At 37.5% G+C, this 15,409-nt stretch carries 11 protein-coding genes, 1 tRNA gene and 1 pseudogene; 8 read left to right on the forward strand and 5 right to left on the reverse strand.

Going from position 1 to position 15,409, the window contains the following annotated elements:
* Window positions 1-131: 131 nt before the first annotated feature.
* The 3 genes from DB41_RS04395 to DB41_RS04405 are packed head-to-tail and all read right to left on the reverse strand — an operon-like array spanning window position 132 to window position 3,450.
* A complete protein-coding gene (locus DB41_RS04395; RefSeq protein WP_039384790.1) occupies window positions 132-623 on the reverse strand; it encodes a low molecular weight protein-tyrosine-phosphatase in 492 nt (163 codons plus the stop codon).
* Between the two features lie 9 nt (window positions 624-632).
* Window positions 633-2,534 carry a bifunctional serine/threonine-protein kinase/formylglycine-generating enzyme family protein gene (locus DB41_RS04400; RefSeq protein WP_039384792.1) on the reverse strand — a complete coding sequence of 634 codons (1,902 nt, stop codon included), beginning with the start codon at window positions 2,532-2,534 and terminating at the stop codon, window positions 633-635.
* A gap of 10 nt (window positions 2,535-2,544) precedes the next feature.
* Window positions 2,545-3,450 carry a hypothetical protein gene (locus DB41_RS04405; protein WP_162180913.1) on the reverse strand — a complete coding sequence of 302 codons (906 nt, stop codon included), beginning with the start codon at window positions 3,448-3,450 and terminating at the stop codon, window positions 2,545-2,547.
* 507 nt (window positions 3,451-3,957) lie between these two features.
* On the opposite strand from DB41_RS04405, the gene yidC reads away from it, so the two are divergent.
* The 6 genes from yidC (at window position 3,958) to DB41_RS10720 (ending at window position 10,271) form a co-directional block, all read left to right on the forward strand.
* The gene (yidC, locus tag DB41_RS04410) at window positions 3,958-6,474 is read left to right on the forward strand and encodes a membrane protein insertase YidC (protein WP_039384794.1); all 2,517 of its coding nucleotides are present in this window, start codon (window positions 3,958-3,960) and stop codon (window positions 6,472-6,474) included.
* A 76-nt stretch (window positions 6,475-6,550) separates the two neighbouring features.
* Window positions 6,551-7,924, forward strand: a complete 1,374-nt coding sequence (dnaA, locus tag DB41_RS04415; RefSeq protein WP_039384795.1) for a chromosomal replication initiator protein DnaA — start codon at window positions 6,551-6,553, stop codon at window positions 7,922-7,924.
* A 386-nt stretch (window positions 7,925-8,310) separates the two neighbouring features.
* Window positions 8,311-8,385: transfer RNA gene (locus DB41_RS04420), tRNA-Pro, on the forward strand.
* Window positions 8,386-8,441: 56 nt separating this feature from the next.
* A complete protein-coding gene (lgt, locus tag DB41_RS04425) occupies window positions 8,442-9,338 on the forward strand; it encodes a prolipoprotein diacylglyceryl transferase (RefSeq protein WP_039384797.1) in 897 nt (298 codons plus the stop codon).
* A gap of 68 nt (window positions 9,339-9,406) precedes the next feature.
* Entirely contained in the window at window positions 9,407-9,673 is a 267-nt protein-coding gene (locus DB41_RS04430) for a 2Fe-2S iron-sulfur cluster-binding protein (protein WP_039384800.1), read from the forward strand.
* Between the two features lie 16 nt (window positions 9,674-9,689).
* Entirely contained in the window at window positions 9,690-10,271 is a 582-nt protein-coding gene (locus tag DB41_RS10720) for an iron-sulfur cluster assembly accessory protein (protein ID WP_052243902.1), read from the forward strand.
* A 323-nt stretch (window positions 10,272-10,594) separates the two neighbouring features.
* Here the strand turns inward: DB41_RS10720 and DB41_RS04440 are convergent, their stop codons facing one another.
* Entirely contained in the window at window positions 10,595-11,485 is an 891-nt protein-coding gene (locus DB41_RS04440; RefSeq protein WP_039384801.1) for a Kdo hydroxylase family protein, read from the reverse strand.
* A 358-nt stretch (window positions 11,486-11,843) separates the two neighbouring features.
* Between DB41_RS04440 and DB41_RS04445 the strand changes: the two genes are divergently transcribed.
* Window positions 11,844-13,310, forward strand: coding sequence for a hypothetical protein (locus DB41_RS04445; protein WP_039384803.1), 1,467 nt, complete (start codon window positions 11,844-11,846; stop codon window positions 13,308-13,310).
* A 344-nt stretch (window positions 13,311-13,654) separates the two neighbouring features.
* A complete protein-coding gene (locus DB41_RS04450; protein ID WP_039384805.1) occupies window positions 13,655-15,184 on the forward strand; it encodes a hypothetical protein in 1,530 nt (509 codons plus the stop codon).
* A 75-nt stretch (window positions 15,185-15,259) separates the two neighbouring features.
* On the opposite strand, the pseudogene DB41_RS11235 reads toward DB41_RS04450, so the two are convergent.
* Window positions 15,260-15,391: pseudogene (locus DB41_RS11235) on the reverse strand (transposase); the annotation flags it as partial.
* Between the last annotated feature and the right edge of the window lie 18 nt (window positions 15,392-15,409).

A 15,409-nucleotide genomic window follows, 5' to 3' on the forward strand; every position in this document is an offset into this window, starting at 1 on the left:
GCTAGCATTGGAAAGGAGTTTATTTTATCACAAATTTGATATTGAGTAAAGGCTATTTCCCTAGTCAATCCATTCAATCTAAGGAGTACATCTACCTAAAAAAAATTTTAAAAAAAGAGGTTGATTAAACACTAGGCAGATGCTTCCGCATGTTTATTTCGAGTTTTTAAATGTTCGATAAATCCTTTACAAGCCTCTTCGATCATATCCAACACCTCATCAAAGGCTGTCTCTCTCTTATAAAAAGGAGCAGGAATGTTTTGATGATGATAAATTTGACTAAATGCGGTCAATAAATGAATCTTTACCTTTTGCTTTACTGTTTTAGCGCGCAAGTATAAATGATGCAGAATTTCCTGATCTGCAGCAAAAATGTAATCAAAATCTTCTAAAAACTTTGGATGAAAGGCTTGTGCAGGAGAAGTTAGATAAATGCCGCGCTTGGAAGCGACCTGCCTCATACATGCATCAGGAAGTTGCCCTACATGCCATGAGCCTAATCCACAGCTTTGCACTTTTACATTTTTTAAAGCAACCTCTTGATTAATGAGGTGACGTAAGATTCCTTCAGCAGCTGGCGAGCGACAGATATTACCTAGGCACACAAATAATATAGTAATCACAGATATCCTTCATTGAACATCAGCAGCACAACGGAAGCCATAGGTTCCATTCACGGTACCTGGATTGTTCCGATGTCGCCTTGAGCACCGTAAGTCTTCTTTTAGACTTTTCCAACAGCCTCCCCTTAAGACCCGGTAAACACCTTGTAAAGGCCCTTTAGGATTTTCCGGCTCTTGAATGGATATCTCATAGTAATTATAACCGTACCAATCTTGACACCATTCATAGACGTTTCCTACCATGTCATAGAGGCCATACCCATTAGGAATATAACTCATCACCGCAGTAGTATCCGAACTGAAAAAGTTAGCTTGAGATTTTTCAATCTCTTCACCTGTAGGATAAAGAGAATTTTCTTGTCCACCTCGTGCTGCAATTTCCCATTCTGCTTCTGTAGGAAGGCGTTTTCCTATCCACTTGGCATAAGCTACAGCCCCATACCAGGTTACCCCCACCACTGGATGTTTAGCATATCCCGATTCAATACTTAATTTACCGCCACTACGTTTGATTCTTGAATCCCGCATACGGATAATATCTTGATGATTGCTATCTTTTTCTCCACCCATGACCTCTAAAAAGCGGACAAACTGCTCGTTAGTTACCGGATGGATATCGATAGCAAAACCAGCTAAAATTACTTGATGGCGAGGTACCTCATCCCGGTTTCCATCATTACTACCGCGATAAAAACTTCCTCCTGATACAATGACCATATCCGTTAAAAGAGGTTGAATATTTTTTACTTCTTTATATTCGGGGCGGTAAGATTTTACGCTGGTATCAATCTGAAAGACAGCAGCCGGATCCGGATCTGTTTGAGGCCTTTCTAATTGGGCGGTACGAAGGATAGGCCTTAATGTAGCCGCTTGCTTTTCGTCATGCTTAATTACTTTTTGGGTAGCCCTTTCTGCCTCTTTTAATGCAGGTTGATCAAGTGTATAAACCTCTGCTAAACCCTCCACAGAAAGAGCTTTAGCAGGAGAAGCTTGCATTTTATCAAGCTCGTACACAAGTGATTCTGGACGCTTAGCAGGATCATTTTGTAGACAGCTTGATATTAATTTATCCCAGTTCCACCGCAAGTCTGGACGCTCGGAAGGCATTTCAAATATGCCTTCAGGAAACTCACTCATCAATAAATAATACGCCAGCACTCCAAAAGCATAACAATCCACTTGCACATCTACTATTTTGGATGTATCCAAGCGTTTTTGCTCAGGAGCTAAAAAAAAGTAAGTCTGTAAAAAAGAAGCGTGCAAGGGAATTAACTTTGAATTTTCCACCGAGCTTACGTACCGTTCCTGCCCTGCTTTAATAGGATTTACGGCAGATCCAATACCTAAAGATTCGGCTACATTCTTATATATGCGCGTTAAGACAGAACCTACACCGACAATACGCGAAAGGCCGAAATCCGAAAGATAAAGATCAATTTGTGCCCCTAATCTATTACTTACCAAAATATTATTAAGCTTAAGACCGCGATGCACAAGTTTTTTTCCATGCGCATAATCCAATGCTTCAGCAATCTGTCTGAGCAGACGAAATAATTCTTCTTCCTCTAGTCGTTTGCCCCGGCCCACCATATATTGCATTAAATTGGTTGTTTCGCCCAATTCATCTACTACGCAATCGGTAACTAAAAAGTATTGTCCATGCGAGTAGGAAACATTATGAATTTTAACTATATGTGGATGATCTAGAGCGGATAAATTAGCTACATCTTCTTCAAAACGCTGAATAAAAGCTCTATCGGCACTCAGCTCTTCCGGAAGAACTTTTAGGATATAATGCTTTTTCATAAAGCGATGCTCGGCTAAATAAACATTCCCTAGCGATCCTTGGCCTATCTGTTTGATAACAGTATAATCCCCTAATATTTTCGCTTCTTTTGTTCTAAGTTCCATACTTTCCTAATTATTTTTGAAAATGACCACGCTTTTCATCTAAAAGCTTTTGGGCCAGATTAATTACACGACTAAAAGCATACCATTGCTTAGCTTTATCTAACAATCTTTGGGCTAAATCATATTGATGAAAAGCAAGAGCTATCTCAACATAATAAGGAATGTCTATACGCGATAATACTACATTTTGTTCGATAATGCTGTTAAGGTAAGTCGATAAAGCCTGCACCTTGGCATCTTTCTGGGTAAATCCTAAGATTATCCGATAGAGACTTGTATCGTAAGGCTCTATAGCTACTGCTTTCCTAGCATGGCTTAATATTTGTAGACGTGCAGCCTGCCGCTCTTCTTCTGTTTTAGCTCTTTCGAAAAGTTTAATGTAGAGTGCAGCTTTAGCTTTATAAGCGAGAAAATGTTGGGGATCGTGAAGATAGGCATTGTAAAACAGCTCAAAAAATTGTTCGTATAAACCCAAATTTGCTTTACTCATTGCTAATAAGTAGCTTAGATGATAAAAATTAGGGTTTTTTGTAAAAAAAGGTTCAAATTGTGAAATGATTTTTGTGGCTGTCTTGTCAGAATCATAGCCAGCATCTTCTAAATAAATCTTTAAAGCTTGTTCATAGATTAACTTTTCGTCTGGGGAGATGTTAACAGCTTCTACAGCTGGAACCTCTTTTAAAGATTCAAGGAAAGCTTTAAAGGATTTTTCTTGCTCCTGATCTTTATAATAAGCAATCGCCCAATTTTTTTGTGTTAACCCTCTATCTTTAGGGGAAACCTGGGAGGGTTGTGCTTCAACTGGCAAGGAGCTTTCACAGTTTGAAGCCTCTAATTTCTTTTCTGGCATAGCTGCAATTTCGGCTCTCCATGCCAGAAGAAGAGATAATAAAGCTTTCAATAATCTTTCTTTCATCCACTTATCTCTATAGGAGAAGTGTAGGGCTAAAAAAACCATTAAATATCCCCTATCTTTGAAGGAAAATTATTTCACCAATTACTTAGATTTTTAGACATCTTCTTAAAAAAATTATAAGATTTAAAGTCTAGTATGATTAAAACCTTATCGACTCAATCAACTATCTCTAACAGTTAAGGCTCATTGGCTGCCGTAAAAACTGGAAGTTTTATGATCTATCTGCTTAAAAGTTGCCCATTATAAGGTCATTAAAAAACATGAGAATGAGCACCAAGGGTAGAGTAGTCTATTCTTTTTACTTCGAATGTCTGGTATCATGATAAAAAATACACGTCCTAAGAGACAAAATCAAGGGTAATCTTACACCCAATAAATATCGGATTTAACTCTATCATTTCTCTTCCCCGGACAAGGGCTCGTCTAGGGGAATTTAAATTGCATGATTAGAGAGATGTATGCTAATGTTCTTAATTTATCTTTAAACTTCAACAAAAAAGTCTACTTATGGATAAGCGAACCGCGCTATTTGTTTTGTGTCTAGCCTTGACCTTATTTGGTGTTAATTGGTACTTCGAGGGAAAAAATCAAGAAAACCTAAAGGAATGGACAGCACAGCAAAAAGCTAAAGCTCTACAGATCGAGCAACAGTTAGATAAAGAGATTAGCCAGAAGACCGAAAATCCTAGCAACCTCCCCTTAATTAATTTGTATGCTGATGAGAGCGCCACCAATTTTCTCACTACGGGTGTGGAGATTAATAATGTGGTGATGGCCCTTGCATGGGACGAACACCTTCCTCAAATTGTGTATAGCAGAAAAATTCTAGAAAATAGCAAACCACGCGCATTTAAACTTCTTTTTAAAGAAGGCTCTATCGAACAGCCTGTAATTTATGCAGCAGAAAATGGAATTAAATTGCAAGTAAGCGAGCTTCCGGATTTTGGTTCATTTGATTTACAAATTGTAGAAGCTAATGGAAAGATTAACCATAAAATGGCTGCTCCAAAAATCATATGGGGAGAATATAAAGATGGGCAGCTATCTATTCCCCTGGTCAAATTAGCCCTGCTAAAGCAGAAGGAGCAAGACTATGAGAATCAAATTAGAAATTATCTTCCTTCCAATGCTATTGCTTTATTAAATACCGCTTCGGGGTATCTACCTGTAGGAATTTATGAGCAAGAAAACGGTAGTCTTAAGTTAATGAATGAATTTATGGGCACGGAAAATATTATTTCAATGCCTAAAGCTAAACGAGCGTCCCACTCGCTGCAAAAGGCAGAGGAAAAGTTTTTTGTGTTAGAAAATGCCTACCAGCAGCTTGTTTTTTCTAACCATGGGGGTTCCATTGTAGAAATTAATCTTCCTTTTCAAAACGCTAAAAATCCGGCCAGTGTGGTAAAAGAAATTGAATATGATCGCGACATGGTTAAAAACCATCCTTCTAATGCTCATTTTCCTGCCCACGCTTTTTATACTCCTGATGGAGCCTTGCATCAAAAAGGATCATTAGGCGGATATTATCCGCTTTTAAGACGCGATTTAGTAATAAAAGGGCAGAAAAAACCTACACGTCTTCCACCACGCTTTTATGCCACTAATATTGTTTCAGAATATCCTGAATTTGCAGAGCTTATCTATGAAGTGAAAAAATTTGATAGCCATACAATTGTATTTGAGGCTAGCCAATCGCATCGAAAAATAACGAAAACTTATACTTTAAGGAATGATGAGCAAACAGCCCCCTATACTTTTGACTTAACAATTGAGATAAAAGGAGACAGTCGCGGCTTATGGTTAACCTCAGGAGTTCCTGAGGTGGAATGGATATCTGGAAGTCCAGCACCTGCTTTAAAATATAGAATTACTCGTAACCATAAATCCTCGGTAGAAAATATTGACCTGCCTAAAGATGCCTTCACGGTAAGTTCTGTGTATGTAGATTGGATTGTGGATTCCAATGGCTTTTTTGGCATAATCCTTGATCCCTTATCTAAAATTGATGCAGGATACAGAGTACAGCAGGTTCCAGGAACAATAGCCCCTTCACGTTTGGTTCAATTGGACCAGCAGTATAATCGTTTTAAAGCAGCTAACATGCCCGGATACATGGCACTACTACCCCTTGCTAGTGACGGAGGCTCTATGAACTTCCGTATCTTCAGCGGCCCGTTCGCGGATAGTATTTTGAAAAAAGTGGATGCCATGTATAGTGATTCCACAACAGGATACAATCCTGACTACATTGCCTCTCAAACTTTTCATGGATGGTTTGCCTTTATCTCTGAACCATTTGCTAAGTTTTTGTTTATTTTGATGAAATTCTTTTATCGCCTCACAAGCTCATGGGCATTTTCAATTATTTTATTAACTATAGCATTACGGCTGATGATGTATCCCTTAAATGCATGGTCTACAAAATCCATGTTACGTATGCAGCAAATTGCTCCTGAAGTAACGGCTGTTCAAGAAAAGTATAAAAAAGATCCTAAGAAAGCTCAGCTGGAAATCATGTCTTTATATAGAGAGCGAGGAGTTAACCCCATATCAGGTTGCTTTCCTTTACTGATACAGATGCCATTTCTTATTGGAATGTTCGATTTATTGAAATCCACTTTTGAATTACGGGGAGCTAGCTTTATTCCGGGATGGATTGATAATTTAACAGCCCCTGATGTGCTATTTAGTTGGAATACCCCTCTCTTTTTTATTGGAAATCAATTTCACTTACTTCCTATTCTTTTAGGCGGAGTGATGTTCATCCAACAACGCTATATGACTACAGGCCCTAAAGATCCTAGCCAGATGACAGAGCAGCAAAGGCAGCAACGCTCGATGAGTACAATCATGACCGGAGTATTTGCCGTGATGTTTTATAATTTTCCTTCTGGGCTCAATCTTTATTGGCTATCCTCTATGCTACTAGGTATTTTACAGCAATGGTGGACTTCAAGGCAGCTTCAAAAAAAAGCCTTGCGTCCCCAAGTTATAGAAGTCGGCCAAAAAATTGTTAAAAAATAAAAAGGATTGCCTAACCTTTTTCAACACTCGTGCGAGTCCTCTCGCACGAGATTAAACCATAGCTGGGACAATCGAAATGCACGCATGGAATGAATTTCTCGCCTTACAGGAAATTGAACTAGGCAGTGAAACCGTCCATAAATGGCTGAAATCCTTAAAAATTATCCGTTTTGATGCGGCTAATTTATATCTGGAAGCTAAAGATTCTTTTCAAGCCCTATGGTTTGAAGAACATATGCGTCAAAAGATCCTCACCAAATTTGTTAACAACAACAATAAAAAAATAAAAGTTCACTTAAGTGTTGCAAACAGCTTACCTCGTAAAGCAAAAAGTTCTTCATTAAAAAGTGCAGCTTTATCCAGTCACGCCCCCTTCACCTTATGTTTTGATGAATTAGATCCTTACTGTACATTTGAACATTATGTTTCTTCCGAAAAAAATATATTAGTAGAGAAATTATTACTTAGCTTGGCTCATTCTGGCCCATCTAAAGGACTAGGTACATTTAATCCTATTTTTATCCACGGTAGCTCAGGAGTTGGTAAAACGCATTTACTGATGGCTACTGCTCAGGCTCTGCGTAGTCAAGGGCTTCATGTCCTTTACTCTCGAGCCGAAACCTTTACTGAACATGTAGTCTCAGCCATTCGTGTAGGAGAGATGAGTATTTTTCGTCAGGCTTATCGTAATAGTGATGTCCTCATCATAGATGGGGTCCAAGAATTTTCTAAAAAAGGGGCCACTCAGGAAGAATTTTTTCATACCTTTAATACTCTTCACCTGGATAATAAACAGATTATCTTAAGTGCAAACTGCTCGCCTGCAGAACTTACCTACATTGAACCACGTCTGGTTAGCCGTTTTGAATGGGGAGTTGTCCTTAATCTATTTCCCCTGTCTAGAGAAGAATTAGCCCTTGCCATTCGTAAGAAAGCCCAATTCTTTAACTTTCCTCTTCATGCTAAAATTATTGAGTTTCTATTAGATAATTTTCCTAGCAGTAGTAAAGCGCTGATTCGTGCTCTAGAAGCTTTAGTTTTACGCTCGCATCTCAATGAGCAAATGGCAAAGCACTCCACCGTAGGTATAACTGTTCCTATCGCTAAACAGATTTTAAGTGATCTACTGATTGAAGAAAAACAATATGTACTCACTCCCGACAAAATAATTAAAAGTATCGCAGAAATATTTGGCATTAAATCAGAAGATATTTTGGGAAAAGCGCAAAGCCGAGATTGTGTTTTTCCTCGACAATTGGCAATGTATCTCTGTCGGCAGACACTGCAAATGCCTTTTACAAAAATTGGCGATATCTTTTCTAAAGACCATTCCACAGTGATGTCTAGTGTACGTCTGATAAAAAAAGGCATGGAGATGAATGATAAAGATATTATTAGCGCTTATCAATCCATTCAGAAAAAAATTGATTTTAATGAGCCTAAAAGCTGAAGCATAGCTGTAGCAGAAAGTGTTTCCTAACCAATGACTTCTACCAGTAATGATTTCATATAAGCTCTTTCACAGGGTTTCATTAATTTAAGGATCTATGACCATCTAAATAATATGCCTATTAAAAAAATTCTCTTCAAGAGGTTGTTAAGAAGGCCCACTCAATTAGGTTCCCAAGCATTCAAGATTAGAGAAGATACCTCTTTTAAATAGGTCCAAGCATAACGTGGGGGATACCCAAGTTGTATTACATCCTCTCTAAATAACTTTTTTTAGCTAAACCTGCCTATAAACGGTTACTTTGAGTTTTTAGGTAGAAATATCACTAAGCCCCTTAGAAATTGCTTGCTGAAAAAGACCCTCCTGCTTATAATTCGTCTATTCTTCGGAGTATAGCGCAGCTTGGCTAGCGCGGCTGCTTTGGGAGCAGTAGGTCGGGGGTTCGAATCCCTCTACTCCGATCAGAAAGGCTCCTATGCCTTGACATAGGAGCCTTTGACTTCTAAAGGCTTTTTATATGCACCTATTGATCGCCTGGCTATACTGGAATCCCTCTAAAGATATTTTCACTCTTCCTCTTGTTAACAGGCCGATTGCCTGGTATGGCCTTTTTTTTGTATTGGGCCTTATATTAAGTTATTCCATTGTTCTTCATCTTATGCGAACCATGTTGCTGGAACGCTGTTGTCCTCAAAAAAATAGTAAAGATATATCCCCCATAGCCTTAGTCTTAACTGATCGTCTTACATGGTACGTGGTTACGGGTATCATTATTGGTGCTCGTTTAGGCCACGTTTTTTTTTATGATTGGCCTTATTATCAACATTACCCTCTAGATATTTTAAAAGTTTGGGAAGGAGGCCTGGCCAGCCATGGAGGTGCAGTTGGCATTTTATTAGCCCTAGCTATTTACCGCTTATCTATCCGTAAGAAATTTCCTGAATTAACTTTCTTAACAATTGCAGATATGATAGCCGTGCCCACAGCTTTAGCTGGCGCTTGTATCCGTGTAGGCAATTTCTTCAATCAGGAAATACTAGGGACACCTTCCCAAGCGCCCTGGGCGATAATATTTGGAAATCCTGCCGATCATAGCCTTCCTCTACCTCGTCATCCAGTCCAACTTTATGAAGCCTTTGCTTATCTAATTATCTTTGCTCTCCTCCTTTTAATTTGGCAAAGAGCTCTCGTGCGTAAGAAATCTGGCTTTATGACCGGGTTATTTCTTATATTGCTTTTTTCCACTCGATTTTTTTTAGAATTTTTTAAAAGTTCGCAAAGTGCTGTTATTGACGAATCAAAAATGCAAATGGGCCAATATTTAAGCTTGCCTTTTATCCTCAGCGGTTTTTTTCTAATTATTTATACTAACAAAGCCTACAGAGCATTTACACGAGAAAACGAGAATATTTAATTGGCATTGTTCTTTATTAGATATATGCTTATAATGATTCCTGTAATCATATAGCGGAGTCTTTAAAAGTGGCCAAGTTAATATTTGATCATAATGGCGAGGAAATCGAATTGCCTGATGATTCACCAATTGCTGAAGTTTGTGAAGAAGCAGGAGTGCCTTTCGCCTGTACCGAGGGTGTATGCGGAACCTGTGTTATCCTTGTTAAAGAGGGAAAAGAAAATCTCTCTTCCCCTACCCAAGAAGAAGAAGATTTTCTTGGAGAAGGCACCTGCGATGAGCGACTTGCCTGTCAATGTCGCATCAAAAAAGGCAATGTAAAAATATCATTTTAATGAAAAGGTTAAGAGCATGACAAGCACACAAAATCAAGAAAATACCATCATCCATCGTCAGATGACTATTGAGCAAATTTTATCTCTTTTTCCCTTTAAAGCGCAAAAATTAGCGCAAGAAATTACGCGTGCAGGACTTCATTGCGTAGGATGCCATGCAGCTACCTGGGAAACCCTAGAGGCAGGCATGCTAGGTCACGGAATGAATGAGGACCAAATTAATACGCTAGTAGAAAGACTTAACAATCTTTTACAAGAAGAAGCGGATTTATCTACCATTACCATCACTGAACGCGCTGCCAAAAAATACTTAGAGATTTTAGCCGAAGAGGGCAAACCAGGCTGGGGCATTAGATTCGAAGAGAAAATGGCAGGCTGCAGTGGTTTTGAATATGTATTGGACTTCTCTGAAAAAGCTGCTGAAGATGATGAGACATTTGTTTCCCATGCTATCGAAATTCACGTAAAAAAAGCTATAGTGCCTCGGCTTTTAGGTTCAGAAATTGATTATGTGGATGGACTCCAGGGAGCGGGTTTTAAAATTAGTAATCCCAATGCACGTTCATCCTGTGGCTGCGGCTCCTCTCATAATTACTAGGGGCTAATGTTTATTCTAGCTTAATTTAGGCAGTAATCTATCATTGTTCCTTTCCAATAATTTTTATGCTTAGATTTTGATGTTATCTGAGCTTTTTTATTGCAAATCCCACAAGGTAGTAAGAAAAAGTTTAACATATTTACATTATAAGTTTGACTGAAGCTTTTTATGCACACTTATTTTCGATTTGCTTTCTTAAAAATTTTTTAAAGTGAAAAAGTTAGAAAGCATACGAGTTAAATAATGATAAAAGAGGCCCTTAACAAGTTAAGGGCCTACTTATTTTCCTACTTAATAGCCCCCCCCGCGCAGAGGTTTATACTTTAGCTGCTTTCAATTAATTCTTGTCCATAGAAACGTTCTAATACACGTAAGGGCGAAGTTTCTGGGTCCTGTAAACTTTCTACAGGAAGGTAGAAGGTTTGCTCCATGACATATTGGCCCGAAAGAGCCGCATGGGAAGCTTGATCTGTATAAACTATCCAGCTGCTCCCAGGTGGAAACAACACTTCTTGCTGTTTAGCATTTTTTTGATACTCTTTATCTCCCTTCATTAAATCATGCAAACTCATCATATAATGATCATAGAGGGTGCGATAGTCTTTAGTAATACCTACTACTTTTAACAACCAGGCTAAACCAGGGAACGGTTTTTTTAATTTTACTCCAAATTTTTGCACTACTTCAGAAAAAGGCTCCCCTAATTTCCAAACTCTAGGTTGTTGAGCTGGATTAATGTTTGAAAAAAAACGCATGATTCGTTTTCCCTTTACAGGTGAAGAAGGAAAAGCATCGACATGGAGCAAAGTATCATCTTTACGCCAGGAACTAGATCTTCCTGCTATTTCTGCAGGACGAAAACTTGTACGCGCTTGATTTAAATGCCCTTTATAATGGGGAAATAACTTTTCAATAAAGAGGCGACTTTGCAGAGCATAGCGCTGCATCATATTTTTTAACTTCTGCTCTTCCTCTCCTCTACAAATTGTTCCACCTAATCGATCTCTTATCACATCATAACTGATGTTCTTTGATTTAGGAGCTACCACCTGAGGAGAAAGAAATTGTAATTCATCTTCGTGTAAGTTAAAAGTTAGATGAGGAAAATAGACTACTTTGCCTTGCTCTAAAGTTTGAATAGCATCCTTTTTTATTTCTTCAGCTAACGGATTTTCAAAAGATGTAATATCAAATGTTTTTATAACTTCTTGCATATTGGCACTCCATGAATAAGAATAAAAAGGATGTTAAAGAAAACAGATTATATTTGCTAATCTATTTTTGGCTTTTATAGCTAAAGGACTAAAATGTAGGCAGATCTATTGGGAATGTAAAGGATTCCATTCCTTATTTTTTGTATTTTTTTTCATATAAATGGCTTTAAATATTGCTTATGGTGTGTATGCCCAAACATCAATGGCGGGGTAATACTATCAATTTATTAAGCAAGATAAACCTCAAATGGGATTAAAAGTCCATCCATATTTCTTATCTTTATCTTTTCTTTAAAGTAGAGGATTAATGTGAATTCTATTAAAGCAGCCCTTACAAAAGTCTATACGGAGAGGGTTTATGAATTTTCAAGCAATCAATGCAGCTGATATAAACCTAGTTTTAAGACAGCTGAGGTATCCAGAGGCCTCTAATAAAAACGTTCTTCACCCCAAGCCTTTGTCGCATCAGATGTGTCGCGGAATCACCTATGTGGGCACAGCCATGCAGCAACACGCTAATAGTAGACGCTGGCATGGAAAAATTATCGTTGTTTTGAGTAAAAGTTTTGTAGCTACAGGCTATCTATTAAATACGCCGATGGCCATAATTGAAGGATTGGTAACGGCAGCTTTAGCGGCTATAGCCCTTGCTGGCCATATACTTTTAAATGCCCGCTCGCCTCTTTTTCAAAAAATTACTCTTAAGCTATGCGCTCACTCTCTAAATTCAGCTTTGATCACTGACCTTCAAGTGACCTGCCTAAAGCAAGGCTTTTTCTCAAAATATCACAGTCTCAATGCAGCTGCTAGCCACGCTATCCATGGCATTTCTGCACTTATTCCTCAATTAATAGGGCATACTTTTGATCGTCAAGCTGGTAGATTACCTACTGATGGTAGCTTAGCACCCTCTGTGGTAAAAGCTATTCGAATAGCTCTGGAGATAGCTCCTGCAGCTTTGCAAGACATTTCACGAGGGTTAGCAAGAGATTTTTCTTCCAGCATTAGGAATAATCTCTACGATAACATTACTTTAGAGATATTTTTACGCCAAAATCCTGACTGTATTGATATGTTGAATCGTTTGAATTTTGAAAGCCTACGTGATATCCATTATCGCTTACGCTTACTAAATTTAGTCGGAAGCTATCTAATGCAAGCAAGCTTATTAGAGGGATATCAAAATACTCCTCATATTTATCGCTATAATGTGAATACTCATGCAAAGGATATAAAATATCAGACACACATCTTATACCTAATCAAGGCTGCTTTTATAGACTTATATGATAATAAGGAGTTAGTTTGCTTACTTAGTAAAGAAAAGGATAAAGTAAAAGCAATAGAAGATGGCCGAGAGCTGCTAGAAACGCTTTATAATATTAACCTGCAACTTGCCAATTACGCACAATTACAAGAGCTCCATGGTGAAATCGTATGTCCCCTTCAATTTAGAGCCGTAGACTTAAAGCCGTATAATGCAAGGTACCAACGTCTTGTTCATGCTAAAAATTGCCTAAATCAACTTTCTTCTGAAGAACAAGCAATTCTTATGAAAAAATTACTACAATTAGGCTCTTATGATATAGAAAAACAGGGTCTTTCCAAAAAGCGTGCCAAATTTGTCCAACAGCTTTTTAATGAGATTGGCACCTTATCAGGAGAGTTACACCAAGGCAATTTACTATCTAGAACTTTTGTAGATGTAAATATTTTAAACCAAGGCGATGTGTACAGAGCTTTCGGAGCTGAAAACTTATTCGTTCAAGCTTGCCAAAAAGCCATTCAAGAGATTCAAGAGAGGACACAGAAGAATGCTCCCTAGCTTTTCCATATCCTTAGACTTTTTTATAGACTTTTTGGCTTCTACCGAGTGCCCTCTTTTTATATAGGCCAGCAGCTTATTTAACCCCTCATACTTTGTTAGCATATAATTTTAGCTTTCAAAAAAAGTTAAAAGCTTTCATTGAGATAAACATCTTTGCAGGTAAGTTAACTTTTTTCTTTTTTTGTTTCTAATTGCTAGTATCCTTTAAAATGCTGGTTTTTTTTCCTTTCACAGCCTTTCTTTTATCAATAAAAAATTTATTTTAAGCAAATAATTGTACTATCTTTATTACTAATAAATCGGATAGTATTAAGGCACAGCTTTAATCATATTGGGACCTCATGAATAAATTAGGTGGTATTAACTCTACGGCTCCTTCAATGCACCAGATTGTGCAAGCCGATTCTAGTCAAAAGGATATGTTGCATCCAAGGCCTTTATGCCACCGTCTCCACTATGTAATCAGCAACCTTGGAACCCAAGCCTTGCAACATCTGGATGCAATAAATGATCAAGGGGCTTTAAAAAGAGGCATAATTAAAGGAATTCTTACCGCTGCTTATCTTTTAAACACTGTTTTTGCTAGTGTTGAGCTAATCTCAGCCCTATTTTTTTCTGTTCTTGCCTTTTCCATACAAAATTTTAGGAAAGACAGCAACTCCTCTATACAAAAAATCACTCTTAAAAGTTTTGCTTATACACTAAATATAAGCGCTATTGTTGTGGAGCAGTTTTTACAAATAATCAATATGTCATTCTCCAAATACCATAGCTATAATGCTTTTTTAAATGATGGTCTTCCTATCTTTGCCATGCTATCGGTACTTCCTTTTGGCAGCAAGACTAAGCTGTCTAAAATAAAAATAACTCCTACTAGCCTATTTTCTTACGCTGAAGTCCGTGCTTTACGTTTTCTTATTGACTACACTCCTTCGCTGCTTGATAATATCACTAAAGGGGCAGCAAGGGATTATGCAGTGTATGGTGCAGCACGTAAATTGTCTACCCACTACCCTCTTTCAACTGATGCTTTTCCTTCTACGTTTTTACGATATTACACTCCTGAGCGTCAGTTAAATGGTGAATACTATCATTATCTATTGTGTCTTCTTTTGAATGCTTACCAAACTTCTTATCTGCAGGAAATCACTCAGAAACTGGTCTTAAAACCTTCACCTATTTTAACGAATATTCCTGAAGATGAAAGTGCTTCTTTTATTTCTAACAGTTTAATTGCAGATGAAAAGGATGCTGCTTATCAAAACGACCTTAAATATATAATTAAGCTTGCTTATAAAAATATTTATGAAAATCCAGATTTAGTTTGTACGTTAAGTCAAACATTAGATGAAAAAAAAGCTTTAATTGAGGGGCGTGAAATTTTAGCAAGTCTTTTGGCCACAAGCCAAGTCGCTAATTATGCTCAATTTCAAGAAATCATTAGCCAGATTATATGCCCTGCTAAATTTAACTCCCCTTCCTTACAAGTTTTTAATAAAAGGAATCAGCTCATTACCAGTGCTAGACAAAGGATTGCTCAGCTTTCCGTTCAAGAAGAGGATATATTAATTAACAAGCTTTTGAAAACAGGAAATTACGATCTTTATGCGCATCCTTTAACGGAAGAGCGCCTCAAACTTATTGAAGGGCTATTTAAAGATATTGTAAACTTAGCTGGAGCCCTTTATCACGGGCCTTTGTTACTACAAAATTTTAATAATCTCCACCAAGAAGCCTGCCAAGAAGCTCTTACGGAAATTGAAAAAAATGAAAATTTAATTAATTTTTTACTAAATGTACCGACGTTATTAAAAACTTTGGAGATGATCTTTATTAATAAACTACATCAGATTTTCTTCTGTCATCATTAGCTAAAAATACATAGCTGCCACTTTTAAAACAAAAAAACTTTGGTTCTTCGGAGGTTTGTGTGGTAAAACTTTATTTTAAGAAAAAGAATCTATTATCTTTATTCTAAAATTTTCGAAATCTATAAAACCATAGGCTTTTCTTTTAATAAGCTTAATTTTGTTGTTAACCCCTTCCACAAAACCGCTGCTTACTCTCTTATCAAAGTAATTCTATATATTTTCTTC

Source organism: Neochlamydia sp. TUME1 (genome assembly GCF_000813645.1).
Lineage (GTDB): Bacteria > Chlamydiota > Chlamydiia > Chlamydiales > Parachlamydiaceae > Neochlamydia.

What these genes read in the sequence shown, in the direction of transcription:
- DB41_RS04445 (WP_039384803.1), top strand. Translation starts at nt 11,844, where the DNA reads ATGAATTTTCAAGCAATCAATGCAGCTGATATAAACCTAGTTTTAAGA.
- DB41_RS10720 (WP_052243902.1), top strand. Translation starts at nt 9,690, where the DNA reads ATGACAAGCACACAAAATCAAGAAAATACCATCATCCATCGTCAGATG.
- yidC (WP_039384794.1), top strand. Translation starts at nt 3,958, where the DNA reads ATGGATAAGCGAACCGCGCTATTTGTTTTGTGTCTAGCCTTGACCTTA.
- DB41_RS04450 (WP_039384805.1), top strand. Translation starts at nt 13,655, where the DNA reads ATGAATAAATTAGGTGGTATTAACTCTACGGCTCCTTCAATGCACCAG.
- DB41_RS04405 (WP_162180913.1), bottom strand. Translation starts at nt 3,450, where the DNA reads ATGAAAGAAAGATTATTGAAAGCTTTATTATCTCTTCTTCTGGCATGG.
- DB41_RS04440 (WP_039384801.1), bottom strand. Translation starts at nt 11,485, where the DNA reads ATGCAAGAAGTTATAAAAACATTTGATATTACATCTTTTGAAAATCCG.
- DB41_RS04400 (WP_039384792.1), bottom strand. Translation starts at nt 2,534, where the DNA reads ATGGAACTTAGAACAAAAGAAGCGAAAATATTAGGGGATTATACTGTT.
- lgt (WP_039384797.1), top strand. Translation starts at nt 8,442, where the DNA reads ATGCACCTATTGATCGCCTGGCTATACTGGAATCCCTCTAAAGATATT.
- dnaA (WP_039384795.1), top strand. Translation starts at nt 6,551, where the DNA reads ATGCACGCATGGAATGAATTTCTCGCCTTACAGGAAATTGAACTAGGC.